23 protein-coding genes are annotated in these 24,951 nt (G+C 61.0%); 17 read left to right on the top strand and 6 right to left on the bottom strand.

What is annotated here, in order from left to right; genetic code table 11:
- Window positions 1-50: 50 nt before the first annotated feature.
- Both AC07E3_RS00325 and mfd read left to right on the top strand, forming a co-directional pair.
- A complete protein-coding gene (locus AC07E3_RS00325) occupies window positions 51-329 on the top strand; it encodes a succinate dehydrogenase assembly factor 2 (protein WP_025029436.1) in 279 nt (92 codons plus the stop codon).
- A 12-nt stretch (window positions 330-341) separates the two neighbouring features.
- Complete coding sequence (gene mfd, locus AC07E3_RS00320; protein ID WP_478359981.1) at window positions 342-3,845, top strand: transcription-repair coupling factor; 3,504 nt, start codon at window positions 342-344, stop codon at window positions 3,843-3,845.
- A 41-nt stretch (window positions 3,846-3,886) separates the two neighbouring features.
- Here mfd and AC07E3_RS00315 read toward each other — a convergent pair whose 3' ends face one another.
- Window positions 3,887-4,564 (bottom strand): DsbA family oxidoreductase, encoded by a 678-nt coding sequence (locus AC07E3_RS00315; protein ID WP_478359980.1) that lies wholly within the window; start codon window positions 4,562-4,564, stop codon window positions 3,887-3,889.
- An 11-nt stretch (window positions 4,565-4,575) separates the two neighbouring features.
- Window positions 4,576-6,411 (bottom strand): extracellular solute-binding protein, encoded by a 1,836-nt coding sequence (locus AC07E3_RS00310; RefSeq protein ID WP_478359979.1) that lies wholly within the window; start codon window positions 6,409-6,411, stop codon window positions 4,576-4,578.
- Between the two features lie 262 nt (window positions 6,412-6,673).
- On the opposite strand from AC07E3_RS00310, the gene AC07E3_RS00305 reads away from it, so the two are divergent.
- Window positions 6,674-7,300 carry an invasion associated locus B family protein gene (locus AC07E3_RS00305; RefSeq protein ID WP_007009886.1) on the top strand — a complete coding sequence of 209 codons (627 nt, stop codon included), beginning with the start codon at window positions 6,674-6,676 and terminating at the stop codon, window positions 7,298-7,300.
- A gap of 78 nt (window positions 7,301-7,378) precedes the next feature.
- On the opposite strand, the gene hspQ is transcribed toward AC07E3_RS00305, so the two are convergent.
- Entirely contained in the window at window positions 7,379-7,711 is a 333-nt protein-coding gene (gene hspQ / locus AC07E3_RS00300) for a heat shock protein HspQ (RefSeq protein ID WP_083212857.1), read from the bottom strand.
- Between the two features lie 163 nt (window positions 7,712-7,874).
- Between hspQ and AC07E3_RS00295 the strand changes: the two genes are divergently transcribed.
- Window positions 7,875-8,837: an AEC family transporter gene (locus AC07E3_RS00295; RefSeq protein ID WP_336071457.1), complete on the top strand. Its 963-nt coding sequence runs from the start codon at window positions 7,875-7,877 to the stop codon at window positions 8,835-8,837.
- Here AC07E3_RS00295 and AC07E3_RS00290 read toward each other — a convergent pair.
- On the bottom strand, window positions 8,800-10,020 hold the full coding sequence (locus AC07E3_RS00290) for a UbiH/UbiF family hydroxylase (RefSeq protein WP_478359978.1): 1,221 nt from the start codon (window positions 10,018-10,020) through the stop codon (window positions 8,800-8,802). The two genes, AC07E3_RS00295 and AC07E3_RS00290, sit on opposite strands and share 38 nt — an antisense overlap.
- A 126-nt stretch (window positions 10,021-10,146) precedes the next feature.
- On the opposite strand from AC07E3_RS00290, the gene AC07E3_RS00285 reads away from it, so the two are divergent.
- From AC07E3_RS00285 to AC07E3_RS00250, 8 genes are all read left to right on the top strand, one after another.
- Window positions 10,147-11,037: a DUF2182 domain-containing protein gene (locus AC07E3_RS00285; RefSeq protein WP_478359977.1), complete on the top strand. Its 891-nt coding sequence runs from the start codon at window positions 10,147-10,149 to the stop codon at window positions 11,035-11,037.
- Between the two features lie 16 nt (window positions 11,038-11,053).
- Entirely contained in the window at window positions 11,054-11,668 is a 615-nt protein-coding gene (locus AC07E3_RS00280) for a DUF1326 domain-containing protein (RefSeq protein WP_478359976.1), read from the top strand.
- 123 nt (window positions 11,669-11,791) lie between these two features.
- A complete protein-coding gene (pcsA, locus tag AC07E3_RS00275) occupies window positions 11,792-12,517 on the top strand; it encodes a phosphatidylcholine synthase (RefSeq protein ID WP_336071453.1) in 726 nt (241 codons plus the stop codon).
- A gap of 101 nt (window positions 12,518-12,618) precedes the next feature.
- Entirely contained in the window at window positions 12,619-14,205 is a 1,587-nt protein-coding gene (locus AC07E3_RS00270; RefSeq protein ID WP_478360128.1) for an ABC transporter ATP-binding protein, read from the top strand.
- Window positions 14,205-15,302, top strand: a complete 1,098-nt coding sequence (locus AC07E3_RS00265; RefSeq protein WP_478359975.1) for an ABC transporter permease — start codon at window positions 14,205-14,207, stop codon at window positions 15,300-15,302. Before AC07E3_RS00270 ends, AC07E3_RS00265 begins: the two co-directional genes overlap by 1 nt.
- Window positions 15,295-16,209, top strand: coding sequence for an ABC transporter permease (locus AC07E3_RS00260; protein WP_007009877.1), 915 nt, complete (start codon window positions 15,295-15,297; stop codon window positions 16,207-16,209). Before AC07E3_RS00265 ends, AC07E3_RS00260 begins: the two co-directional genes overlap by 8 nt.
- Before the next feature lie 34 nt (window positions 16,210-16,243).
- Window positions 16,244-17,320, top strand: a complete 1,077-nt coding sequence (locus AC07E3_RS00255; protein WP_349366993.1) for a BMP family ABC transporter substrate-binding protein — start codon at window positions 16,244-16,246, stop codon at window positions 17,318-17,320.
- Window positions 17,321-17,458: 138 nt separating this feature from the next.
- Entirely contained in the window at window positions 17,459-18,094 is a 636-nt protein-coding gene (locus tag AC07E3_RS00250) for a glutathione S-transferase family protein (RefSeq protein ID WP_336071449.1), read from the top strand.
- A 43-nt stretch (window positions 18,095-18,137) separates the two neighbouring features.
- On the opposite strand, the gene speE is transcribed toward AC07E3_RS00250, so the two are convergent.
- Both speE and speD read right to left on the bottom strand, forming a co-directional pair.
- Window positions 18,138-19,001 (bottom strand): polyamine aminopropyltransferase, encoded by an 864-nt coding sequence (speE, locus tag AC07E3_RS00245; protein ID WP_478359974.1) that lies wholly within the window; start codon window positions 18,999-19,001, stop codon window positions 18,138-18,140.
- Window positions 18,998-19,477, bottom strand: a complete 480-nt coding sequence (gene speD, locus AC07E3_RS00240) for an adenosylmethionine decarboxylase (protein WP_336071447.1) — start codon at window positions 19,475-19,477, stop codon at window positions 18,998-19,000. The genes speE and speD overlap by 4 nt, the downstream gene beginning before the upstream one ends.
- Before the next feature lie 315 nt (window positions 19,478-19,792).
- Between speD and AC07E3_RS00235 the strand changes: the two genes are divergently transcribed.
- The 5 genes from AC07E3_RS00235 to AC07E3_RS00215 all read left to right on the top strand — a co-directional run bounded on the left by AC07E3_RS00235 (window position 19,793) and on the right by AC07E3_RS00215 (window position 24,861).
- The gene (locus tag AC07E3_RS00235; RefSeq protein ID WP_478359973.1) at window positions 19,793-20,935 is read left to right on the top strand and encodes a hypothetical protein; all 1,143 of its coding nucleotides are present in this window, start codon (window positions 19,793-19,795) and stop codon (window positions 20,933-20,935) included.
- Complete coding sequence (locus tag AC07E3_RS00230; RefSeq protein WP_336071445.1) at window positions 20,932-21,354, top strand: toxin-activating lysine-acyltransferase; 423 nt, start codon at window positions 20,932-20,934, stop codon at window positions 21,352-21,354. Before AC07E3_RS00235 ends, AC07E3_RS00230 begins: the two co-directional genes overlap by 4 nt.
- Window positions 21,311-21,754, top strand: coding sequence for a hypothetical protein (locus AC07E3_RS00225; protein ID WP_478359972.1), 444 nt, complete (start codon window positions 21,311-21,313; stop codon window positions 21,752-21,754). The genes AC07E3_RS00230 and AC07E3_RS00225 overlap by 44 nt, the downstream gene beginning before the upstream one ends.
- A gap of 115 nt (window positions 21,755-21,869) precedes the next feature.
- Window positions 21,870-23,552, top strand: a complete 1,683-nt coding sequence (locus AC07E3_RS00220; protein WP_478359971.1) for a peptidase domain-containing ABC transporter — start codon at window positions 21,870-21,872, stop codon at window positions 23,550-23,552.
- Entirely contained in the window at window positions 23,539-24,861 is a 1,323-nt protein-coding gene (locus AC07E3_RS00215) for an HlyD family type I secretion periplasmic adaptor subunit (protein ID WP_478359970.1), read from the top strand. The genes AC07E3_RS00220 and AC07E3_RS00215 overlap by 14 nt, the downstream gene beginning before the upstream one ends.
- The last annotated feature ends 90 nt before the right edge of the window (window positions 24,862-24,951 follow it).

Raw genomic sequence — 24,951 nt, 5'->3', positions numbered from 1 at the left:
GCTATATCCGCCCGGGCGACCTACCGCCGCAGACCATGAAGGCGAAACCCATGACAGGCACAACCCGTTCCAGCCACGATCTCGACCCGCGCCGACGCCGCGCGCTTGTGCGTTCCTGGCGGCGCGGCATGCGCGAGATGGACCTGGTGCTCGGCGGTTTTGCCGATGCCGAGATCGACCGTCTGAGCGACGAAGAAATGACCGAGCTTGAGGCCATTCTCGATGTTCCGGACACGAATCTCTTCAAATGGGTGACGGGCGAGGTGGCGGTGCCACCGGAGTACGACACGCCTCTCTGGGCGCGCATAACCGCGTCGCGCGGGCGCTGAGGCGCGACGTCGATGAGCCTGATGGATTCACTGAAACTGCCGCGTGAGGGCGTCGGTGCGCTGACAGTTGATGGTGTGGCCGACGGGTTTGAGGCCTTCGCCCTGGCTGCGGTCGCCCGCGAAGTGGCGCCCGATGGCCCGACAATTTTTATTCTGCGCGACGGGCAGCGTCTGCCTGCGCTGGTCGACACGCTGCGCTTCGTCGATCCGGGATTGCCGGTGCTCGAGCTGCCGGCCTGGGACTGTCTGCCCTATGATCGTGTGTCACCGGGTGGGGATGCGGCCGCGCGGCGGCTCGCGGCGATGAGCGCGATGGCGGAGCTGCGCAGGAAGCCGCACCGTTCTTTGGTGATCGTGAGCGCCAATGCGCTCTTGCAGCGCATGCCGCCGGCAGACCAGATCGGCGCCCAGGGCTTTTTCGCGCGTCCGGGCAATCAGGTCGACATGACCGCGCTCACGGGACGTCTTGAAACGAGCGGTTTCGAACGCGTTTCGACAGTGCGTGACGTGGGCGAATATGCGGTGCGCGGCGGCATTCTGGACCTCTTCGCTCCCGGTTGGGATGAGGCGCTACGGCTCGACTTCTTCGGCGACACGCTCGAATCGATCCGCGCGTTCGACGTTGCCACCCAGAGGACGACCGGGCAGCGCAAGGAAGTCTCGCTTCAGGCCATGAGCGAGATCACGCTCAGCCCCGAGGTCATCAGCCGGTTTCGCCGCAACTATATAGAGACTTTCGGCGCGCCTTCACGCGACGATGCGCTCTATGCGGCCGTGAGCGAGGGCAGGCGTTTTGCGGGCATGGAACACTGGCTGCCGCTCTTCCATGAGCGGCTCGACAGCGTTCTCGATTATCTCCCCGACGCTCCGATCGTGTTCGATCATCTGGCGGAAGAGGCGCTGGGCGAGCGCCATGCGCTCATCGTCGATCACTACGAGGCACGCCGCGCCCAGATGGAAGGTAGCGAGCTTGGCGGGGCGGTGCCCTACAAGCCGGTCGCGCCCGAAACGCTTTATCTTGATCGGGAAGAGGTGAGTGCAGCGTCAAGCGACAGGCGTGTGATCCACTTCACCCCCTTTGCAACGCCGGAGACGAGCAAGGCCCGCATCCACCACGCGGCCGCGGAGGCCGGGCGCAATTTTGCCGAGGAGCGCGCCGATCCCAATGCCAATGTGTTCGATCACGCGGTCAGGCATATCGGAGCGCTGCGCGCCAGCGGCAAACGCGTTCTGATCGCGGGCTGGAGTGAAGGTTCCGCCGAGCGGCTTTCGCAGATCCTGGCCGAGCACAATCTCGGCAACGTCGCGCGTATCGAAACGCTGGCAGAGCTGGAAACGCTTCCAGAACAGCAGGCAGGCATCGGCGTTCTGCCGCTGGAAACCGGGTTCGAAACGGCCAGGCTGGCCGTCATCGGCGAACAGGACATTCTGGGCGACCGTCTGGTGCGCCGCGCCAGGAAGCGCAAAAAGGCGTCCGATTTTATCTCCGAAGTGGCAGCCCTTTCAGCCGGAGACATCGTCGTTCATGCCGATCACGGCATCGGCCGGTTCATTGGCCTCAAGACCATCGAGGCCATGGGTGCGCCTCATGACTGCCTTGAGCTGCGCTATGCGGGCGATGACCGGCTGTTCCTGCCGGTCGAAAACATAGAGCTTCTGTCGCGCTACGGGTCGGACGGGCCGGACACCATGCTCGACAAGCTGGGCGGCGTGGCCTGGCAGTCGCGCAAGGCCAGGCTCAAGAAGAAGCTTCTGGAGATGGCGGGCCATCTGATCCGCATTGCCGCCGAACGCGAGATGCGGCCCGGCGTCAAGCTCGCACCGCCAGAGGGGCTTTATGGCGAGTTTGCCGCGCGCTTCCCCTATGAGGAAACCGAGGACCAGCAGACCGCCATTGATGCCGTGATCGACGATCTGGGCTCCGGCCGGCCCATGGACCGCCTGATCTGCGGCGATGTGGGGTTCGGCAAGACGGAGGTGGCGTTGCGTGCGGCATTCGTGGCCGCCATGGAGGGACTGCAGGTCGCCGTGGTCGTGCCCACGACACTGCTTGCCCGCCAGCACTTCAAGACCTTCCGCGACCGCTTCGCCGGTCTGCCCCTGCGTGTGCGGCAGGCCTCGCGTCTGGTCGGTTCGAAAGAGCTTGCCGAAACCAAGAAAGGCATCGCCGATGGCACGATCGACATCGTGATCGGCACCCATGCACTTCTGGGAAGCTCCGTCACCTTCAAGAATCTCGGCCTTCTGATCATCGATGAAGAGCAGCATTTCGGCGTCAGGCACAAGGAGCGGCTGAAGGATCTCAAATCGGATATCCACGTGCTGACACTGTCGGCCACGCCGATCCCGCGCACCCTCCAGCTGGCGCTGACCGGCGTGCGCGAGCTGTCGCTCATCACCACGGCCCCCGTGGACCGCATGGCCGTGCGCAGCTTTATCTCACCGGTCGATCCGCTCGTCATCCGCGAGACGCTCCTGCGCGAGCGCTATCGCGGCGGGCAGAGCTTTTATGTCGTCCCGCGGGTCTCCGATCTGGCGGAAGTCCGGGAATTCCTCAGCGAACACGTGCCGGAACTGAAAGTTGCGACAGCACACGGGCAATTGGCGCCGGGCGAACTCGACGACATCATGAACGCCTTCTATGACGGTCAGTATGACGTGCTTCTGTCCACCACCATCGTCGAGTCCGGTCTCGACATCCCGACAGCCAACACGCTGATCGTGCACCGGGCAGACATGTTTGGCCTGGCGCAGCTCTATCAGCTGCGCGGGCGCGTGGGCCGCTCGAAGGTACGCGCCTATGCGCTCTTCACCCTGCCGCCAAACCGGACATTGACCGCCACGGCCGAACGGCGTCTCAAAGTGCTCCAGTCGCTCGACACGCTCGGCGCAGGGTTCCAGCTTGCAAGCCACGATCTCGACATTCGCGGTGCCGGCAACATACTGGGCGAGGAGCAGTCCGGTCACGTCAAGGAAGTTGGCTATGAACTCTACCAGCAGATGCTGGAAGAAGCCGTTGCCGAGCTGAAGGGAACGGAAGAGGCCGTAGACACCGGCTGGTCGCCGCAGATCACGGTCGGCACGGCGGTGATGATCCCCGAAGCCTATGTTTCGGATCTGCAGTTGCGTCTGGGGCTATACCGCCGCATTGCAGAGCTCGAAACGCCTGAAGAGATCGATGCTTTCGGCGCCGAACTCATCGACCGTTTCGGCCCGCTTCCGCAGGAAGTGGAGCATCTGCTCAAGATCGTCTTCATCAAGGCTCTGTGCCGCAGGGCCAATGTCGAAAAGCTCGATGCCGGCCCCAAGGGTGCCGTGGTGCATTTCCGGAATCAGGAATTCCCCGAACCGGTGGGGCTCGTTCGCTTCATCGGCGAGCAGGGATCGCTCGCCAAAATCCGGCCCGACCAGAGCATCGTCTTTATCCGTGACTGGCCGACGCCCGAGAAGCGGCTTGCCGGTGCTGCCGTCATCATGACGCAGCTCGTGCGACTGATCGAGAAGAAAGCGGCCTGACAGGGCGGGCGGCGGCCGCTTGTCTTACCCCGCCTCAGAGGTCACGCCTGGCCGCTGTCCAGCGTGCCGTCAGCCTTGGCCTGTGCCACCTGGCGGATGGCATCGGCAAGTGTTGCCGGTTCCTGCGCTCCCACCACCGCATACCTGCCTTCAAGCAGGAAGCAGGGCACTCCGGTGACACCCATCTGTTGAGCGGTCGCGATTTCCTGTTCGACCTCGGTCCGGTCGGCGTCGGTCGCAAGCAGCGTCTCGACCACCGCAGCGTCCATCCCTGCCTCTTTTGCAGCCTGGATCAGGACGGCGGCATTCCCGATATCCGCGCCTTCCTCGAAATAGAGTGCGAAAAGGCGGCCGACGAGGCGATCCTGCACGCCCGGTTCCGCCGTTGCCGCCCAGCGGATCACCCGGTGTGCGTTGAGCGTATTGGGTGAAAGCGCAATGGCGTCGAAATCGAACGATATCCCCTCGGCCTCTCCAAGCGTGCCAAGCTGTTCGTGCATCTGTCGGATACGCGTCTCGTCGCCGAATTTGTCGGCGAGATAATCCCGCCGGCTCTTGCCTTCTGGCGGAATGGTCGGGTCGAGCTGGAACGGTCGCCAGCGCAGATTGACGGAAATCTCTGGAACTGCCTCCAAAGCCTTCTTCAGACGCGCGCGCCCCACATAACACCAGGGGCATACGACGTCGGAAACGACGTCGATCGTAACGGGAACAGTCATGGTCTCAAGCCTTATTCAGCGTCCGTTTTGTGCCACCAGGTCTGTAGCTTGTATCCGTAAAGCGGTGTTTTTTCGGGATGCGCCAGATCGCTCCAGTAGGCGACCCATTCGTCGCTGTCATGCTGCATGGGCACGACATAGGCGCCGGACATCAAAAGCCGGTCGAGCGCGCGCACGGCTGCGGCGTAGTCGTCCATGTCCCGCGCATTGAGCATCGCGTCGATCATGGCATCGATTGCCGGATCGGCCGCGCCTGAAAGGTTGAACGTGCCTTCGGCCTTCGCAGCTTCAGAACCCCAGCGGTTGATCTGTTCGATACCGGGCGACAGCGAACCGGAAAAGCCCACGGAAGCGATGATCACGTCGAAATCATAGCGCTGCTTGCGTTGCTGGGCCTGTGAATCGTCCAGCAGGCGGATCGAAACATCTATGCCGATCTTCTTGAGCACTCGCTGGAAAACGGCAGCCAGTTTCTCGCCTTCCTCGGATGTCACGAGGATTTCGAAGGTGAGGGCCTCGCCATCGGCATTTACCAGTGCATTGCCTTCGAGGCTGTATCCGGCCTGCTGAAGCATCTGCAGCGCTTCGCGCATTTCACCACGCCCGATGGGCGCCCCGGCCATCTCCGCCTTGCCATAGGTCCCGTCCATGACGTCCGGCGTCACGCGGTCGGCAAAGGGTTCCAGAAGCGCGCGCTCGCGCTCGTCGGCGGGCTTTCCAAGGGCGGAGAGATGCGATCCCTGCCAGTAGCTAAGCGTGCGCTCATATTCGCCGCGCAACACGTTCGTGTTGACCCAGCCAAAATCATAGAGTTTGGAAAGAGCGCGGCGCACCTGCGGATCGGCGAACTTTTCGCGGCGTGTGTTGAAGAAAAAGCCCGTGACCGCGGGCGGGATGCCATTGGTGAAGGTTTCGCTGACAACCTTGCCTTCGCGGGCAGCCGGAAAATCGATGCCGCGCTGCCGGCGCACCGGGTCGGATTCTGCATAGACAGAGCAGATGCCCTTCTTGAACGCCTCGATAAGCGAATTTGCGTTCAGGAAGTACTCGATGGTGACCTTGTCGAAATTGTCGAAACCGCGCTTCGACGGAATGTTTTCGCCCCAGTACTCTTCGTTTCGGGTGAAGACGATGCGTCGGCCGGGCTCGACCTCCGAAATGCGATAGGCGCCGCTGCCGATCACCGGTTTGAGCGTTGTCTGGTCGAAGGTTTCGATGTCGAATGCGTGTTCCGGGATGATCGGGGTCATCGCAACGATCAGCGGAAACTCGCGATCCGCCTTGTCGTTGAAGGTGAAGCGCACACTGTGATCGCCGGTTTTCTCGATTTTCTCGATCTTTGCCATGCGGCTGGAATAGGGCGGGCGTCCCTTCTCCGTGTACGCCTCGTAGGTGAAGATCACGTCTTCCGGCGTCACATCCGTTCCGTCCGACCATTTGGCGTCCGGGTTCAGGTTGAATTCCGCATAACTGCGCGCCTCGTCCATCTCCACGCTTTCTGCCAGCAGGCCGTAGAGTGAAAAGGGCTCGTCGGCACTGCGCATCATCAGGGATTCAAACACCAGATTGCCGAAAATGGTGTCGATTACGCCGCGCGCCGTGGTGCGCATGCTTTTGAGAATGAAGGGGTTGAGATTGTCGAAGGACCCCACGACGCAATAGGTGATCTCGCCGCCCTTCGGCGCTTCGGGATTGGCGTAGGGGAAATGCGAGAAATCGGCCGGCAGTTCAGGTGCGCCGTGCATGGCGACGCCATGTTTCGGCTGGTCGTCTGCCGCGACAGCCGCACCTGTTGCGATCAAACTCGCCAACAGGGCGAAACGAAGGGGTTTTAGGGCTGCAGACATCGAGACACCTTGGCCGGGAATTGCGCGTTTCCATGATTCGCCGGGGAGCCTAGCACACAGTGTGACCTTTTCCGGGCTTCCCGCAGATCGTGTGATGTTTGCCGCACACTGTCATAAAGTCCAGGGAAATGCGCGGACGGACTGGATTCGCACCGCATGGCGGTGTAACACGCGGCCAAGGGTCATGCTGTCGCCGCATTTTAACAACAGGTGACGCAGTGATCGATATTCTGGCGCTGTGCATTTAGAGGAACTGAGCCATATGAAAAGCCTGAACGCGAAAGCAATCCGCACCCTGTTCGCCCTTGCCGGCGCCGCCTGCGTGGCCGCAAGCGGAGTTGGTGTCGCCGCCGCGCAACAGCAGCAGCCGCCGCAGGGCTGGTTCAAGGCCTGCACCAAACAGGAAGACGTGGATATCTGCAATGTGCAGAACGTTCTCGTGGCGGAAACCGGCCAGATGATCACCGGCGTCAGCCTGATCGAAGTGAAGGGCAAGGTGAACCGCAAGGTCTTCCAGATCACCGTTCCGACCGGCCGCATGGTGCCTCCCGGCATCGGCCTGCAGATCGACGGTGGCCAGACCCAGAAGATCGACTACGCGATCTGCCTGCCGGATCGCTGCATCGCGGAAGCCCCGCTGACCGATCAGCTCGTGGCTTCCTTCAAGCGCGGCTCGGAACTGACGCTCACCTCCGTCAATTTCCAGAACCAGCCGAACCCGATCAAGATGTCGCTGTCCGGTTTCACCAACGCCTATGACGGCGACCCGCTGCCGCAGTCCGACATCGAGGACCGCCAGAAGAAGCTTCAGGACTTCGTGAACAAGAACAACGAAGAGTTTACCGAAAAGCTGCGTGAAGCGCAGGAGAAGGCCAAGAAGGCTGAATAGTCTTCAGTCTCCTTCGGAATTTCGTTAAAAAACAGGGCCTTTGCGGCCCTGTTTTCATATGCGCTTTAAAAAAATCTGTCAGTGATGCATGCGCTCGCGGGGCTCGTAGTGACCGTCGCCGGTTTCCACGAAGAATTCCGCGAGCTGCGGGTGCCGGACGGGCAGGCCGGATTCATCGGGCATCAGGTTCTGCTCCGAGACATAGGCCACATACTCCGTCTCCTCGTTCTCGGCGAGGAGGTGGTAGAATGGCTGGTCCTTGCGCGGACGCACTTCTTCGGGAATCGCCTGATACCAGGCTTCCGTGTTGTTGAATTCGGGATCGACATCGAAAATCACGCCGCGAAAGTCGAACACCCGGTGGCGGACGACCTGGCCAATGCGAAATTTTGCAGTTCCAATAGTTTGCATAATGTTACCTCTGGCCCCTATGTGGCGCAGCCGCCGTCACAATTCAATCCCGCAGGCTTGACGGGCGGGGCATGCGCGGGCTAGCCGCCATCTATGGGCGAAACGTTTTCAACCTGCCTCTGCGGGTGAGCGAACCGAGCGGTGGCCCAGACAGGGATGGGCCATGACCGGTGTTGCAGGACTTGTTCTGCCGTTTTTTGGATTGATCTTCATCGGCTATGCGGTGGCACGGCTGAAGCCACACCCGGCCGACGCGCTCGGTTGGATGAACACGTTCGTCATTTATGTGGCGCTTCCGGCTCTCTTTTTCCAGCTTCTTGCCAAAACGCCCATCGAGCGTCTGACTGAGTGGGGCTATATTTTTGGCGCGGTCGCCTCCACCTATATCGTCTTCGCCGTCATGTTTGCCGGTTCGCTTCTGATCAGCCGAAGCTCGATCGCCGAAAGCACCATCAAGGGGCTTGCTGCCTGCTACGGCAATATCGGCTATATGGGGCCGGGCCTGGCGCTGCTCGCCTTCGGTGAAGAGGCTGCGGTTCCCGTGGCGCTGATCTTCTGCTTCGAGAATATGGTCCACTTCGCGGTTGCGCCGATGATGATGGCGATCTCCGGCGGGAGCGGTCAGAAACCTGGCCGGCTGGCTCTGGAAGTGGTGCGCAAGATCGTGCTCCATCCGTTTATTGTGGCAACAGCGGCGGGCGTGGCCGCGGCAGCGATCAATTTTGCTCCGCCATTGCCCGTTGAGCGGTTGCTCGCCTATCTGGCATCGGCAGCAGCTCCCTGTGCGCTCTTCGCCATGGGGGTCAGCCTGGCGCTCAGACCGCTAAGGCGTGTGCCGCACGAAGTCGGCGCCATCGTTTTCCTCAAGCTCATCCTCCACCCGGCCATCTGCTATGTCATGCTGAGCTGGGTCGGAAATTTCTCCGAGAGCTGGGTGTTTTCAGCCGTTCTTCTTGCCTCGCTGCCCACGGCAACCAACGTGTTTGTCATCAGCCAGCAATACGGTGTCTGGATGGAGCGCGCTTCGGCAAGCGTGCTCATCACCACGCTCGTGTCGGTGGGTACAGTGACAGCGCTCCTCTATGCCATCACGAACGGGCTCCTGCCGCCGGACCTTTTCCCTTAAACGGCAGAAGCGCGGAGAAGCCGCTGCCGGGTCGCATGCCCTCGCGCATGAAGAGGGCGCGCAGCGGCGGAATGCTTCCGATGACACTGAGCCCGGCGCTGCGGGCAATCTGTGCGGGAAGAAAGCCCGAAAGAAGCGATGCATTCAGAAGGTTGACCGAGTTGCTCCGGGCAAGGATATCCGGGCGCCGCGCAGCATGATAGCGGCTCATGGCGGCAGGTGACCCGGGATCGTCGGGAAAAGCACTGGCCACGGCCACGAGGTCCTCAACGTCCCGAATGCCCAGATTGAGCCCCTGTGCCGAGATGGGCGGGAAAACATGCGCCGCCTCGCCGACAAGCGCCACCCGGTTCTGTCCGAAACGCGATGGCATCAGCGTGCCGAGCGGATAAATCTGGCGGCCGGGTTCCACCGTGACGCGGCCGAGCATCGACGAAAGCCGTTCCTCGACCCTGCGCGAGAGCTCTTCGTCGCCGAGCGCGTTCATCGTCTCGGCGTCTTCGGGTTTCAGAACCCAGACAAGGCTCGAATGCATTCCGGGGAGGGGGACCTGTGTGCAGGGGCCGCTCTGGGTGTGAAACTCGGTCGATACAAAGCCGTGCTCACGCGCATGCTTGAAGTTGAGCACCAGGGCGGCCTGGGGAAGGGCTCGGGTCTTGGCAGAAATACCGGCGGCTTCCCGCGCCGGCGAGCCGCGCCCGTCGGCGGCCACCGCAAGCTGCGCCACAAGGTGGTCGCCGTTTCTGAGCGTTGCGGTCACGCGGTCGCTTTCGCAGGCCCATTTCTCTACAAGGCTTTCGTGCCAGTCGATCAGCGGCGAGGTTTTTGCCGCCTCTGCGAGCTCTTCCGTCAGGCGTGCGTTGGGGATGTTCAGCCCAAAAAACTCTTCGCCGATCTCGCCTGCATGAAAGGTCACCGTCGGGCTGCGGATGAGACGCCCCGTCGCGTCCACAAGCCGCATGGCGCGCAGCGGCGCGGTTTCCGGCAGCAGCCGGTCAAGAATGCCAAGGGGCTCGATCAGGTCGAGCGACGGGCGCATCAGCGCCACGGTCCTCCGGTCACGCCCCTCGGGGACGGGGCCCACAAGCGTCACCGCGTGGCCGTGATGCGCGAGCATCAGCGCGGCGATCAGACCAGCTGGCCCTGTCCCTGCAACGAGTATCCTGCGGTTGCGATCGCTCACGGCTTTCCATCCATCTCTGTTTCTGTCTTGATCGACAGCAATGCTTCCTGTCTTTGTCATGATGGGTCGGTTCGGCGCAAGCTTCAACGTGGCGAAAGAACCCAGTCTGGTGGATGAGGTTCGGATGTGAGTTGCAAGGATGACGATCTGACTGCTCTGGCGGGTTCCGGCCGCACCGTGCACCGCATGGCACGTCTGGCTTATCCACTCTCGCTGTTTGCGCTTTGTCTGGCCATTGCAGCGTCCTGGACCGTTCTCGCACTCATGGGCATGAGGATCGCCGCCGTCGACCCAAGGGCTGCCGGGCCGGGGGTGGCCTTGCTTCAACACATTCCCGACATCGCATTGCCGGCGTCCTTCGAGACGTTTTTGTCCCTCTGCCTTGCCCCGGTAGGCGCCGGCAACGGCTGGACCGCCTTCATTCTTCTCGCCTTCATGTGGTTCCTGATGGCGATTGCCATGATGCTGCCGTCGGCTGCACCGCTGCTCCGCACCTATTGCGAGATTGCCGATACCGCCGCCCGCAAGGGTGAAAGCGTGGTGCATCCTGTCATACTCGTAGCCGGGTATCTCTCCGTCTGGCTGGCCGCATCGTTCGGTTTTGCGGCGCTGGCCCTCGGTGCTTTCTGGAGCTTTAATGGCGAAACGTTTCTGTCTCCCTGGACGGGCCATGCCGGCGCGATCGTTCTCGCCATTGCCGGATTTTATCAGTTCTCCGCCTTGAAAGAGGCCTGCCTCGTCAAGTGCCGCAATCCCTTTGCCACGCTGTTTGGCCGCTGGAGCACACGCCCGGCGGCGATCTACCGGCTCGGCCTGCAGCAGGGGCTCTGGTGCCTCGGTTGTTGCTGGGCGCTCATGCTGGTCATGTTGGCCGTTGGCCTCATGAATGTGTTCTGGATGGCGCTTCTCGGCGTGTTCACGCTGGTCGAGAAATCTGGTCATAGCCGCGTTTTCACACGCGTTTCGGGCGCGCTCCTTCTTGTGTGGGCGCTTACGCTTCTTGTAATCTCATTTTAGAAGAGGGGCCGATGCCATGGGAAAGAAAGACTGGGCGCTGAAAGGCGAGCTGGTGCTGTCGTGCAATTGCACCGTGTTCTGCCCCTGCGTGCTTTCGCTGGGCAACCATTCGCCCACCGAGGGATACTGCCAGACCTGGGCCGGGTTTCGGATCGATCAGGGGCACTATGGCGAGACGGACCTTTCCGGCCTCAATCTTGGGCTTGTCATGGAAATTCCGGGCTATATGAGCCGCGGCAACTGGACAGCGGGCATCTTTCTGGATGAACGCGCCTCGATTTATGCCGAAAAGGCCATCGGCAAGATCTTTTCCGGTAAGGCCGGCGGTACGACAGGGCTTCTCTCCATTCTCGTGGGGCAGTTTCTGGGCATTCAGCGGGCGCCGGTTCACTATGAAACCGACGGGAAGACCCGCATTTTCCAGATTCCGAAAATCATCGACGGCGCCATCACGCCGATCGCAGGCAAGGATGCCGAGGGCGACACGGTCATCACCAATTCGCAATACTGGATCGCGCCGGAGATTACCGTTGCCCGATCCGAGAAGAGCCGCATGCGCGCCTTTGGGCGCAACTGGAATTTTGCCGGGCGGTCGGCAGAGATATGCCCGCTCGACTGGCGCGGACCTTAAGGCAATTTCAGGAAAAATGGGAACCGGTTTTCCGTCCGGAATTGCGCAAAAACAACAGGATAGAGCGTTTTTGCGATTTACGAAAAGCGAAGACACTCTGGGGTCAGGATCTGGGCACAGAGCATGAAGACCAAAAAAGTCACGGCCCCGCAGGCCAAGGCGTTTTCCGTTCACCTCTTGACGGCATCCGGATCCTTTCTCGCTTTTCTGTCGCTGGTCGCTGCCAGCGAAGGGCGGTGGGTCGCGATGTTCTGGTGGCTTGGCTTCGCGCTGTTCGTCGACGGGATCGACGGGCCGATTGCGCGCAGGCTCGATGTAAAGCAGGTTCTGCCCACGTGGTCGGGCGATATGCTCGACAACATCATTGACTATGTTACCTATGTCCTCATTCCCGCGTTCGCGCTCTACCGGAGCGGGTTCATGGGCGAGGGGCTTTCCTTCCTGTCGGCTGCGATCATCGTCGTTACCAGCGCGATCTATTACGCCGATACCGGCATGAAGACACGGGAGAATTTCTTCAAGGGTTTTCCGGTGGTCTGGAACATGGTGGTGTTCACCCTGTTCGTGGTCGAGCCGGGCGAATATGTCGCGTTCGCCGTCGTGCTCATTTCGGCCGTGACGACCTTTCTGCCGGTCTTCTTCCTCCATCCGGTGCGCGTTCAACGACTGCGCGCTCTCAATCTGACCATCTTCTTTGCCTGGTGCGGGTTTGGCGTTGTTGGTCTTGTTCAGCATCTCGATGCGCATCCCCTGGTGCGGATCGGCATCGGTGCCACCGGCATCTATCTCTTCGTGATCGGGGGCCTCATGCAGGCTTGGCCGAATCTGGGCAAAGGGCGTAATGAGTAATGGGGCCGTCGTGTTTGAAGCTCTTTCAAGCAAAGCGGCTCTAATTAACGACAAAGCCGTCTGCCTATGATCGAGTTGGGAACAAAATAAAAATGTCCGAAATGGGAGCCGGCGTGGATCAAGCACACGAAGGCAAGGGCAGCGAACTTCTGGAAGTTCGCGGGCTGACAAAGATATTTGGCGCCCTGAAGGCGTGCGACGCGATCGACCTTTCGATTGGCAAGGGCGAGATTCATGCGCTTCTGGGCGAGAACGGTGCCGGCAAATCGACACTGGTCAAGATGCTGTTCGGTGCGCTCGAACCGGCCGCGGGCGACATTCGCTGGAAGGGAAAGCCGGTGTCCATCCAGTCGCCGGGCGAGGCCCGTCGTCTTGGCATCGGCATGGTTTTCCAGCATTTCTCGCTGTTTGAAGCGTTGACCGCGGCCGAAAACATCATGCTGTCGCTGGACGACAATACGCCGATCCTGCAGGTGGCCGAACGCGCACGCGATTTGTCAAAGGCCTATGGCCTGCCGCTCGATCCCTTTGCCCATGTGGGCGACCTTTCGGTCGGAGAGCGTCAGCGGATCGAGATCATCCGTTGCCTGCTGCAAAAACCGGATCTGATCATTCTCGACGAGCCGACGTCGGTTCTGACCCCGCAGGAGGCGGACAAACTCTTCGAGACGCTGGAAACCCTGCGCGACGAGGGCAAATCGATCCTCTACATCTCTCACCGTCTGGAAGAGGTGAAACGACTTTGCGACCGTGCCACCGTTCTGCGCCATGGCAAGGTGGTTTCGCATTGCGATCCACGGCAGGAGACCGCCGCCTCGCTTGCCCGCATGATGGTCGGCGATGACGTCGATGCAGTCAGGCGCACCGGCAGCGTCGATACCGGTGGCGAGGCGCTGCTGGAGATCACGGGGCTAAAACGGCCCGCCGCAAACCCGTTCGCCATGCCGCTTCGAGGGATCAGCCTTTCGGTGCGCGCCGGCGAGGTCATGGGCATTGCCGGCGTGGCGGGCAATGGACAGGGAGAACTGTTCGAAGCCCTGTCTGGCGAGGTGCTTCAGGAACAGGCGGGTGCCATTCGCATCCGCGGAAGGGATGCGGGGCGAACCGGCATTTCCGGTCGCCGCCTTCTGGGCGCCGCCTTCGTGCCTGAAGAGCGCCTTGGTCATGGCGCGGCGCCGCAGATGCGGCTTTCAGAGAATCTCTTCCTGTCGCGCCATATCACCGATGCGGGCGCTCTTGTCGGCGCGCTCGGCACCGTGCGTTCGGGCGCGCTGGCGAAGGCCGCTTCCCGCATCGTCAAGATAATGGACGTTCGAAAAAGTGGCGAGGATCCAGAAGCTTCCGCCCTGTCGGGCGGCAATCTGCAGAAATTCATCATCGGCCGCGAGCTCGATCGCCAGCCTGCGGTGATGGTGGTGAACCAGCCCACCTGGGGTGTCGATGCGGGGGCCGCCGCGCGCATCCGGCAGGCCCTGATCGACCTGGCGCGCTCGGGCTCGGCGGTTCTGGTCATCAGTCAGGATCTGGATGAGCTGTTTGAAATCTGCGATTCCGTGACAGTCATGCATGACGGGCGCCTTTCGGCGCCGATGCCGATTGGCGAGGCAAGTTTTGAGAAAATCGGCCTGCTGATGGGGGGTGCCGAGCCCGAACGGTCCGATCGGCCCAAAAACGCGGAGACCGCATAATGCGCCTGGAACTCGTCAAGCGTCCACAGCACTCCGTTCTCTTCAGCGCCATCTCGCCGCTGATCGCACTGGTTCTAACCATGGTGGCCGGTGCAATCATGTTCTCCATTCTTGGCAAGAACCCGCTCGATGCGCTCTACTACTATTTCATAGATCCACTGCGCGAGACGTGGTCGCTGCATGAGCTTGCGATCAAGGCGGCACCGCTAATCCTTATCGCGGTCGGTCTCTCGGTCTGTTTCCTGTCAAACAACTGGAACATCGGTGCCGAGGGGCAGTTCATAGCCGGCGCAATAGCCGGCAGCATGCTGCCCGTGGTGTTTCCCGATTTTCAGAACTGGCTCGTTCTACCGCTGATGCTCGCCATGGGGATGGTGGGCGGCGCTGCCTATGCGGCCGTGCCCGCCTTCCTCAAGGCCCGTTTCAACACCAATGAGATTCTCACAAGTCTCATGCTGGTCTATGTGGCGCAGCTCTTTCTGGACTGGATCGTACGCGGTCCATGGCGTGATCCGGGTGGGATGAACTTTCCCGAAACCCGCGATTTTCACGCTTTCGCCATCCTGCCCGAACTGATGCCATCGGCCGGCAGGGCAAACTGGGGCATCGTCTTTGCCATTCTTGCGGCCCTGATCCTGTGGTTCATCCTGCGCAAGACCCGCAAGGGATTTGAAATCCGCGTTCTGGGCCAAAGTCCAAGGGCAGGGCGGTTTGCCGGCTTCAGTTCGTCGCGCATGGTCGTGGTGGCCTTTCTCATCTCCGGCGGCCTGGCCGGCCTTGCCGGAATCTCCGAGGTCGCAGGCGCGATCGGTCAGCTCCAGCCCTCCATTTCACCTGGCTACGGGTTCACCGCCATCATCGTCGCCTTCCTTGGGCGGCTCAATCCGCTCGGCATCGTGGCGGCAGGCTTCGTGCTCGCACTCTCCTATCTTGGCGGCGAGGCCGCGCAGATTTCACTCGGGCTTTCCGACAAGGCCGCCCGTGCGTTTCAGGGCATGCTGCTTTTCTTCGTGCTCGGCTGCGACACGCTGATCCACTACAGGGTCCGGCTCGCCGGACGCGCCTTGCGGGGCGGGGAGGCCGCGAAACATGCTTGAATCCGTTCTGATCACCATTGCCACGGCGGCAACACCGCTTTTGATCGCTGCGATGGGCGAACTGGTGGTGGAGCGTTCCGGCGTTCTCAATCTCGGCGTCGAGGGGATGATGGTGATGGGCGCCGTGACGGGGTTCGGCGTCGCCATAACCACCGGTTCCCCCTGGCTCGGCGTGTTCGCGGCCGTTCTGGTCGGTGCGGCCTTTGCGCTTCTCTTCGGGTTTCTGACACTCTCGCTCGTGACCAACCAGGTTGCGACCGGCCTGGCGCTGACGCTGCTGGGGCTGGGTGTTTCCGGCATGATCGGCGAGGCGTTCATCGGTCTGCCCGGCGTTAGAATGACACCGCTTGTCATTCCGGTCCTGTCCGATCTGCCCGTGGTCGGGCGTTTTCTCTTCGCTCAGGCCCCGCTCTTCTACATATCGATCCTGCTGGTCATCGGCGTCAGCTATTTTCTCTTCAGCACCCGTGCGGGTCTCACGCTGCGGTCGGTGGGGGACAATCACGATTCCGCCCATGCGCTCGGCATCAGGGTCATCGCCGTACGCTATGCGGCGGTGGTTTTCGGCGGTGCGTGCGCCGGGCTCGCGGGCGCGTATCTCTCGCTCGTCTATACGCCGCAGTGGATCGAGAACATGACGGCCGGCCGTGGCTGGATCGCGCTGGCGCTGGTGGTGTTCGCGTCGTGGCGACCGTGGCGCGTTCTGGCCGGAGCCTATCTTTTCGGCGCCGTCTCAATCGGCCAGCTGCATGCACAGGTGATCGGTGTTTCCGTGCCCTCGCAGTTCCTGTCCGCCTTGCCGTATCTGGCGACCATCGCCGTTCTTGTACTAATCTCGCGAAACCGGCGCCTGACGATGGTCAACACGCCCGCATGCCTCGGCCGGCCCTTTGTGCCAGCCCGATAAGCCCCGCACTCAGTCAACAGAGAGGACGTCAACAATGAAGAAACTCGTTATGGCTCTTGCCGCAGGCGCTGCGGCCATCGCCTACGGTGCGGCGCCCGCCGCGGCGCAGGACAAGACCAAGGCCTGCTGGATCTATGTCGGCCCCATCGGCGATTTCGGCTATTCCTACCAGCATCATCAGGGCCTGCTCGATGTCGAGGAGCATTTCGGCGACAAGGTCGAGACTGCCTATCTCGAAAGCGTTCCGGAAGGGGCGGATGCCGAGCGCGCGCTGGAACGTTTTGCCCGTTCGGGATGCGACATCATCTTCGCCACCTCGTTCGGCTTCATGGATCCGGTGCAGAAGGTCGCTGCGAAATTCCCCGACATCAAGTTCGAGCACGCAACCGGCTTCAAGCGCGATCACCCCAATGTGGCAACCTACAATTCGCGCTTCCACGAAGGCCGCTATGTGCAGGGCGTGATCGCAGCAAAAATGTCGGAGAAGGGCGTAGCCGGCTATATCGCCTCCTTCCCGATTCCCGAAGTGGTGATGGGCATCAACGCCTTTATGCTCGGCGCGCAGTCGGTCAATCCGGATTTCCAGGTCAAGATCGTCTGGGCCAACACCTGGTTTGACGCCGGCAAGGAAGCCGACGCGGCCAAGGCGCTGCTCGATCAGGGCGTCGACATCATCACGCAGCACACCGATTCCACGGCGCCGCTGCAGGTCGCTGCCGATCGCGGCATCAAGGGTTTCGGCCAGGCCTCCGACATGATCAAGTTCGCGCCTGAAACCCAGCTCACCTCCATCGTCGATGACTGGGGCCCGTATTATATCGAGCGTGTCCAGGCCGTGATGGACGGTACGTGGGAACAGCAGGATGTCTGGGGCGGCATGAAGGACGGTCACGTCGTCATGGCGCCCTACACGAACATGCCCGACGATGTGAAGGCGGCGGCCGAGGCCATCGAGGCCCAAATCAAGGATGAAGGCTTTAACCCTTTCACCGGCCCTGTCTACAAGCAGGATGGCACGCTTTGGCTCGAGGAAGGCCAGGTGGCACCCGACGGCGAAGTCCTGAGCATGAACTTCTATATCAAGGGCATCGACGACAAGCTGCCGAACTGATCTCGACGGTATCCACATTTTCGGAAAAGGCGGCTTCGGTCGCCTTTTTCATGTCCAGCGGAGTGAGCCCGGAATATGCTGACGGTATCCTGTCAGGAGGGGCCTGATAGGGTGCGGCATAGAGTAGGAGAAAACCCGATGTTGACATTCTATCATGCACCCTGGTCGCGCTCTTCAAGCATCCTCTGGCTCCTGGAGGAGTTGCAGGTTCCCTATGAACTGGAGATGATCGACATTCGCGCACGCGGTGGTGTGCCGGAGAGCTATCGTTCCATCCAGCCCAGCAAGAAGGTTCCGGCCATCGTCCATGACGGGCAGGTGGTGACCGAACGCGCCGCCATCACCATCTATCTTGCCGACAGGTATTCGCAGGCAGGACTGGCGCCCGCGGTCAACGAAGCGGACCGTGCGGCCTATCTGACGGCTCTGGTCTATTGCGATGCCGTTTTTGATCCTGCCATCTGCGCGCATGTGCAGGGGCTGAAATATGAGAGCAACGAATATCCGTTCGGCACTTTCGCCGACATGCTGGCTTACGTCGAACTGCGGCTTGCAAACAATTCCTATGCGGCAGGCGAGCGTTTCACCGCTGCCGATACACAGCTCGCATCCGGGATCAATTACACCATGAACATCCTGCGCGCCCTGCCCGAAAAGCCTGTCTTCAAGGACTATCTGGCGCGGGTGGAATCGAGGCCCGCCTATCGCAGGGCACAACAGCTGGACGCGGAGCTTGCCTCCAGCGTGCCGTTCTTTTCCGGTCAGGAGGCATAGAGTATCGGACCGAAAAGTGGAAATGGGCCCTGGAGCCCATTTCTCACGACTTCACGGCGTTCTCCAGCAGCGTCTCGATGAAACGCGGAAGGGCGAAGGCTGCCCTGTGGTGGGCAGGCGTGTAGTAACGTGTTTCAATTCCCGCCATACGCTCCATGAGCGTCTCCTCGCTGACTGCGAGAGAGGCGGGATTGTCGGTCGACCAGCCAAGCGTCATGTGCCCACCAAAATAGGTGGGGACGGAAACGAGGTAACAGGTGGCGGTCCCGAACACCGAGGACAACCCCTTCATCGCCTTCGAAAACTCGTCGGGCTGGAGGAAGGGGACACCGTTCTGAGAAACCACGATGCCGCCCGGGCGCAGGATGCGTTTCAGGTTCCTGTAAAACTCGGTCGTAAACAGAACCGCGCCGGGCCCGGTGGGATCCGTGGAATCGACGAGAATTACATCGAAGCGCCTGTCGGTTTCCGCAGCAAAAACCGCTCCGTCGGCGATCTCGACCCTGAAACGCGGGTCGTCGAAAACGGGCGCGTTGAAGTCGGCAAAATGCTCGCGTGAGAAGTCAAGGACAGACGCATCGATCTCGACCTGGGTGAGGGTGCCGACACGCCTGTGCTTCAGCACCTCCTCTGCGAGGCCGCAATCGCCGCCGCCGATGATCAGCACATCGGCGGGGTTCTCGTGTGCCGCAAGCGGCACGTGCGCAAGCATCTCATGATAGATGAACTCGTCGCGGCTGGTGACCTGCACCGCACCATCGAGCACCAAGACCTTGCCGAAGACAGGGTTACGGATCAGCGTAAGCTGATGATGTCCCGTTCCCTCCTCGTAAAGCACCTCTTCGGCATCGAAAACCATGCCGACGCCGTTATGCAGGGTTTCCGAGATGGTTTTGCGCCCGCTCACGCGTTTCGTCCCCGAAGCAGCTCGTTCACATCCATCCGGCCGGGAGCGAAGGCTTCCTTCAGCACATCGATACAGCGTTCCGGCTGCGCGTCGCCGCACATGAAGATGTCCAGCGCTGCATATTGCCGCTCGGGCCAGGAATGAATCGAGATATGGCTTTCGGCCAGAACGGCAACGCCGCTTATCCCGCCATTCGGCTCGAACGGGTGCAGATGGATATGCAAAAGAGTGGCGCCGGCTGCGTTCACGCAGTCGATCAGCGTCTTCTGAATATAAGGCAGATCGTCCAGGCGTTCGGCCTCGAACAGATCCACGATGAAATGAGAGCCGGCGCAAAGAACGCCGTCTTTCTCGATAAAGTGATCCTTGTCGTCGCAAACCGCAGATGCGGGCTGCGCGGTGATGCTTTCTTCCTTTTGGGCGGTGTTCAGTACAACTGAATCCATCCCCAATTGGAAAAGGGCGTCTTGAGACATGGCGTCCTCTCCAACCAGCAGATGCTCAACCTGATCATTCAGGAGTGTGCCCGTATATATGCAACGAAACCGGGGACGCAAGCACAATCACGCACCTCGCGGCGAACGTTCAGGCGTAGCAGGGAAAGCCACGAAACTGCGCCACACGGCGGAGTCGGACGAGGAAGATGCGGGCCTTTTTATGATATTCAGCGTTCGGTACAAATATAAACTGCACCCTTATTTCACAAAAAATATCAACATCTCACCATCAATTTGCTGTAAACAGTAGTTCACTTTAATTTTACAAACGAATATTGATCATAGCTTTTATTCATGGCTGATATTTTTTCTGAGTGGTTAAGAACCAATCGTGTTGATGATGCCTTTCTCAGGCGTAACCTGACTGATCATGCGCTTCCGATTTTTCTGACAGGCGCTGGGGCATCAGGTCGCAGCGTGCCTCCGGAAATAAGCGGTGAGGCCGCGTGGGAGATGGCCGCGCAGGCGCTGACCGCGGGTATTCCCGAATCATCGCGGCTGATTCGGTTTGTGCAGACACGGGTGCCGAGAAGTTTTGAAGTGCAGCAGGGCAGGGATGGTCGTGCTTTCACGTACGACCGGGGCGACCGGGGCGACCGGGGACGAAAGACGTTACCCTTTGTGAGTTGTCCTTACCGCGGCACGGCTTCGGACATTCTCACGGTCGCACACGAGTTTTCCCACGCCCTGCAGATTGTCAGCTCCGGGCGTTCGCCCATGCCGCCTTTATCCCGTGAAGTCTGTGCGTTTGTTGGCGAGCAGCTTCTGTTAGGCTGGGTGCGCCAGGCTCGACCTGCATTATCGCCGTATCTGGAAACTGCCTGGTTAACCGATAATTCCCGCTATCTCGGTACGGACCTACAGTCGCTACGAACCGCTCTGGAGTGCGGAAGCGACACCTACGATTACGCATGGAACTACCCGATTGCGCGTCTTCTGGCGCAGTCGATTGGTCAGGAATGGACCAGAAAGAAAATCGCCGCGTTATTCAGAAGCGGTGAAAAGGCCCCGGCTCTCCTGGCAGATTATCACGATCGCCCGCGCATTCTGCCGCAGCGCTACGTTCTGCCCGGAATGCAGGATACGGATGGGACCGTCGCCAGTCTCTACCGCCAGATCGGTGGCCTTTTGCTGCTCGACCTTCAGTATCCGGATGCAGGTGCCGTCGATCACTCGATTGGCGACCGCTACGCACGCCTGCTGCAGTCCATGCAGAACCGAAGTGTTTTCCTCGCGCTCGACCGTCAACAGGTGCCACTGGGGTATGTGCTGTGGCAGCACAACGGGGAGGGCAAGACAGTCCACCTTGAGCACCGAATAGCCTGCAGGCAACGGCTCCCGGATATGCTCGCGTCTCTTGAGAGCCACTGTCCGCAGATCGCAATGGAACTCCGGCGCACAGAACCAACCGCTTCATCACGGGGGATCAGGCGATGACGGCCGTCGATCTGTATTCCGGCATTGGCTATGCCCTGGAGCTTCTCGCACGCTCCGAGAACCATCGCGCCTTCTGCGTAGAGCGCTATCTCGACGTGGAAATCCTGCCGCCCCTCCATCTTGGCCAGGCGCGGTTTTATCTGACACCGGACGGGATACCCACGGGCTTCGTCAGCTGGGCGCTGCTGGATGAAGACACCGAGCGGACCATCTTGCAGAGCGGTCGCGCACTCGCATTCCACGAATGGAGATGCGGCGACCGCCTGTTCTTCAATGATTTCATCGCTCCCTATGGTACGGCGCGTGAAATCATTGCCGATCTGAGACGCAATATTTTTCCCGGCCGTCGTGCAACCAGCGTGCGCAGAAATACCGATGGCGCTCTTCGAACCGTCAAATACTGGAAGAGTTCCGCGTAAGCCGAACATCCGGGCCTTGAGGCATTTTGCAGGTCTCCCACAGCCCGGGACGAATGCCCTCGATGCGTTTCGTATCGGGTGCATGCCGGTGAACATTATTCACCGGTCAAACCGCCGGTTATCCGGCTTCATACTCGAAAGCACATTTGAAATAGGGATATTGGAAATGTTTGAAGATTTTCAGATCGATAACCCGGGCATTGATACGCCTGTGAGCTTCGGCGGCGGCGGAGAAGCGGTCCGGGGTCTGGGGCACACCATCGGCGCCGCCATCGGCTCGGTTATCGGCGGTGCCATCGGTGGCTTCTTCGGAAGCGCGCCAGGGGCTGAAGTTGGCGGTGTGGTCGGAAACACCGTCGGCGGGATTATCGGCGGCGTGATCGAAGACGCCGTCGCCTGATCCTGTGTAGCGATAGAGGACATCGCCCGGTGCGGCGATGTCGGCACTGAACGGGGCCGGGGCCCTGAACGCATCAGGGCCCCGACTGCCGGACACCCGACCAGCAGGTTTCCAAATGTCACAACGCCTTCCACCGGCCGATCAGGGCGTCCCCCTGTCCTGGTTCGCAACGACGCTGCGCAAGCATGTCCCGCTCTACGCGGAACTCACCTTTCTGGCCGTCTGCGTTCGAATGATCGGGCTGCTTGAGCCGTTTGTTTTTCAGGTTGTCATCGACCGGATATTGCCGTTCCAGCGCGAAGCGTCTCTGATCGTCGTGGTGGTTGTCATGGTCGGCGCCAGCCTCTTTCAGGTCAGCTTCAACCTGCTCGCGGCCTTTCTGGGTATCTCTGTCGCCAACCGCCTGACACTGGAGCTGGGCACGCGGCTGTTCGATCATCTCTTCCGCCTGCCACTGCGGCACTTTCGAAGGTGGCCTGTGGGCGAAACCCTGTCCCGGATCGGCGAGACTGATACCATCCGCGCCTTCCTTGTGGGGCTGACCACCGGCGCGTCGCTGGATCTGTTCTTCACGCTGCTCTACGTCGCGGTTCTTCTGTCGATCTCGGGGCCATTGACCGTGGTCGTGGCCGTGGCACTGCCGCTTCAGGCGCTTCTTTATCTGGGTTTCGGACCCGTGTTGCGAAAACGCCTGCGCGCCCAGTTCGATACGGGGTCGCGCCATCAGGCGCGGCTGGTGGAAAACCTGTCTGGCATGACTGCGGTAAAGGCGCTCACCGCGGAGAGCGCGATGCTGTCGCGCCTGCGGCAGACACTCTCGCATACCCTGCAGGCTTCGCGCCGGGTCTACACGATGAATGCCGTCAGCGGCCAACTGGCAATGCTGTGCGAAAAGGGCGTGTTCATCGGTGTGATCTATGTCGGGGCGCAGCAGGTCTTTGCCGGCGATCTGACGCTCGGGCAACTCATTGCCTTTCAGTTGATCGCGGAGAAGATTGCCGCGCCAATCGCCGGCTTCTCGAAGCTGTGGCAGGATTGGCAGAACCTTCGCGTCTCGCGCCAGCGTCTGGGCGATATACTCAGCAGCACGCGTGAGCCTTTCGGCGAAAAGAACAGGCTCCCCGCCGGGCTTGAACCCCGGCTGGAGTTTCGCTCCGTTTCCTTCGCCTATGCGGTCGATCAACGGCCGGTTCTGGACGGGGTCGACCTCCTCATTCCGCCGCACTCATGCACCCTCGTGGTCGGGCCATCGGGGGTGGGAAAGTCAACATTCGGACGCCTGGCTGCCGGTCTGGAAGTGCCGCAGGGCGGCACCATCCGCTTCGGTGGCGAGGACCTTTCGGAATTCGAACCGGAGAGCGTTCGGTCACGGATCATCTATGTCCCACAGGATCCGTATCTCTTTTCGGGAACCCTGCGTGAGAATCTTCAGCTCCGGTGTGCGGAAGCCACCGATGCGATGCTGCGCGAAGCGCTGGTCGTGGCGGCAGCGGATGACCTCGTCTATCGTCTGCCGCTGGGGCTCGATACGCCGGTCGGAGAGCAGGGGAATGCCCTGTCAGGCGGGCAGAAGCAGCGCATCGCCATCGCCCGCGCCGTGCTTCAGAACCCGGCCGTCCTCATACTCGACGAGCCGACCAGCGCGCTCGATGAGGCGGCACAGAGCCGGATGGTGAGTGAACTGATGCGGCTCAGGGAAAAGATGACGGTCATCGTCATTACCCATCGACCGGATGTTTTCTCGCAGCGGGATCATATTATCGATTTTGGTACGGGAGTTGCTCATGCGGATGCTTGACGAACCGGGCGGCTCTTCACCGACATTGCATGTTACCGTGCTGTTCAGCATGGCGGTTTTTGCCATCATCCTGATCGCTGCTTGCATCCTGCGTGTCGAGGTGACCGCCCGCGGCACTGTCCGGATCGTCCCGCTTGATCGGGTGCAGGTGGTGCAGGCCGAATACCCCGGCTCCATAACCAGCATCCTCGTGCGTGACGGGGTGGGTGTGAAGAAGGGCGATCTGCTGCTGACGCTCGACGCCACCGCCGCCGTGGCAAAGCAGGCAACGCTGGTTGAGGAAGAGGTTCGGCTCAGGCGCGAGACTGTGCGGCTCGCCGCTTTTCTGTCGCGTCTCGCTGAAATGCGGGATGGCGGCTCGCCGACACGAAAATTCGATGCCGGCGATCTTCTGCCCGTTGGTGAAGATGGTGATGAAGAGGCCGCGCAGGCACGCCTGCTTGCCGCCGAACTCAACGACTTTACCGACGGGCTGGCCGGTGCGGATGCACGCATCGACGTCAATCGCAAGGCGCTGGATGTCCTTCTTGGACGGGTTGAGCAGGCAGATGCAGCGCTGGCGGTGCAGGAGGAACGGCTTCAGGCGGCGGAGAAGCTCATGGAGCGCGGCATTTCCTCCCGCGAGGCGTATCTCAAGGTCCGTGCGGCTTATGACGACCTTCAGGCGGAAAAACACGTGGTCGAGCGCCAGATCGCCAAAACGAGAGCTGAGGCGTCCGTACTGAAAACCGAGCGGGCAGGGCTCTTCAGCGCGAACCAGAACAGGGTCATGCAGCGACGGGACAAGATCGATGCCCGGCTGGCTGCGTTGCGCCAGGAACGCAGGGCACTGGACGAACGGATCGCGGCAGCGACGCTGAGAGCTCCGGTATCGGGAACGGTCGAGCAACTTGCGGTGTCGACAATCGGCGGCGTGGTTCAGGCCGGGCAGGATCTCATGCGGGTGGTGCCGCGGGACAGCCAGCTTGAATTTGAAGCGCTGTTTTCCAATCAGGACAGCGGGTTCCTCAAGGCCGGGCAGAAAGCGCGTATCCGGCTCGATGCCTATCCTGCCGAGCGATTTGGTTCGATGATGGCCGAAATCACCGACATCGCCACCGATTCGATTGAAGTCGGGGCCAGCGGCCGCTGGGGATTTGTCGTGCGCTTGAAGCCTGAAAGCGATGCGCTGCAATCGCCATCAGGCCGTCTTGCGCTGCGTCCCGGGATGACCGGCAATGTCGACGCGATCACCGGCGACCGGCGCCTTATCAGCTACTTTCTGGCGCCAATCACGGCACAGTTCGGCCAGAGCCTCGGCGAACGTTGATCCGGCCTTCGGGATCGTGCCTCAAGATTCGCCGCCAGATGGCTTCATGCGCCGGCTTGTTGTATTGCTTTGGCCGGCCTGAATGACTGG

The sequence above is a fragment of the Nitratireductor lacus genome (genome assembly GCF_056431025.1).
The sequence above is the reverse complement of the archived record's forward strand: the minus strand, read 5'-3'. Positions and strand labels throughout refer to the sequence as shown.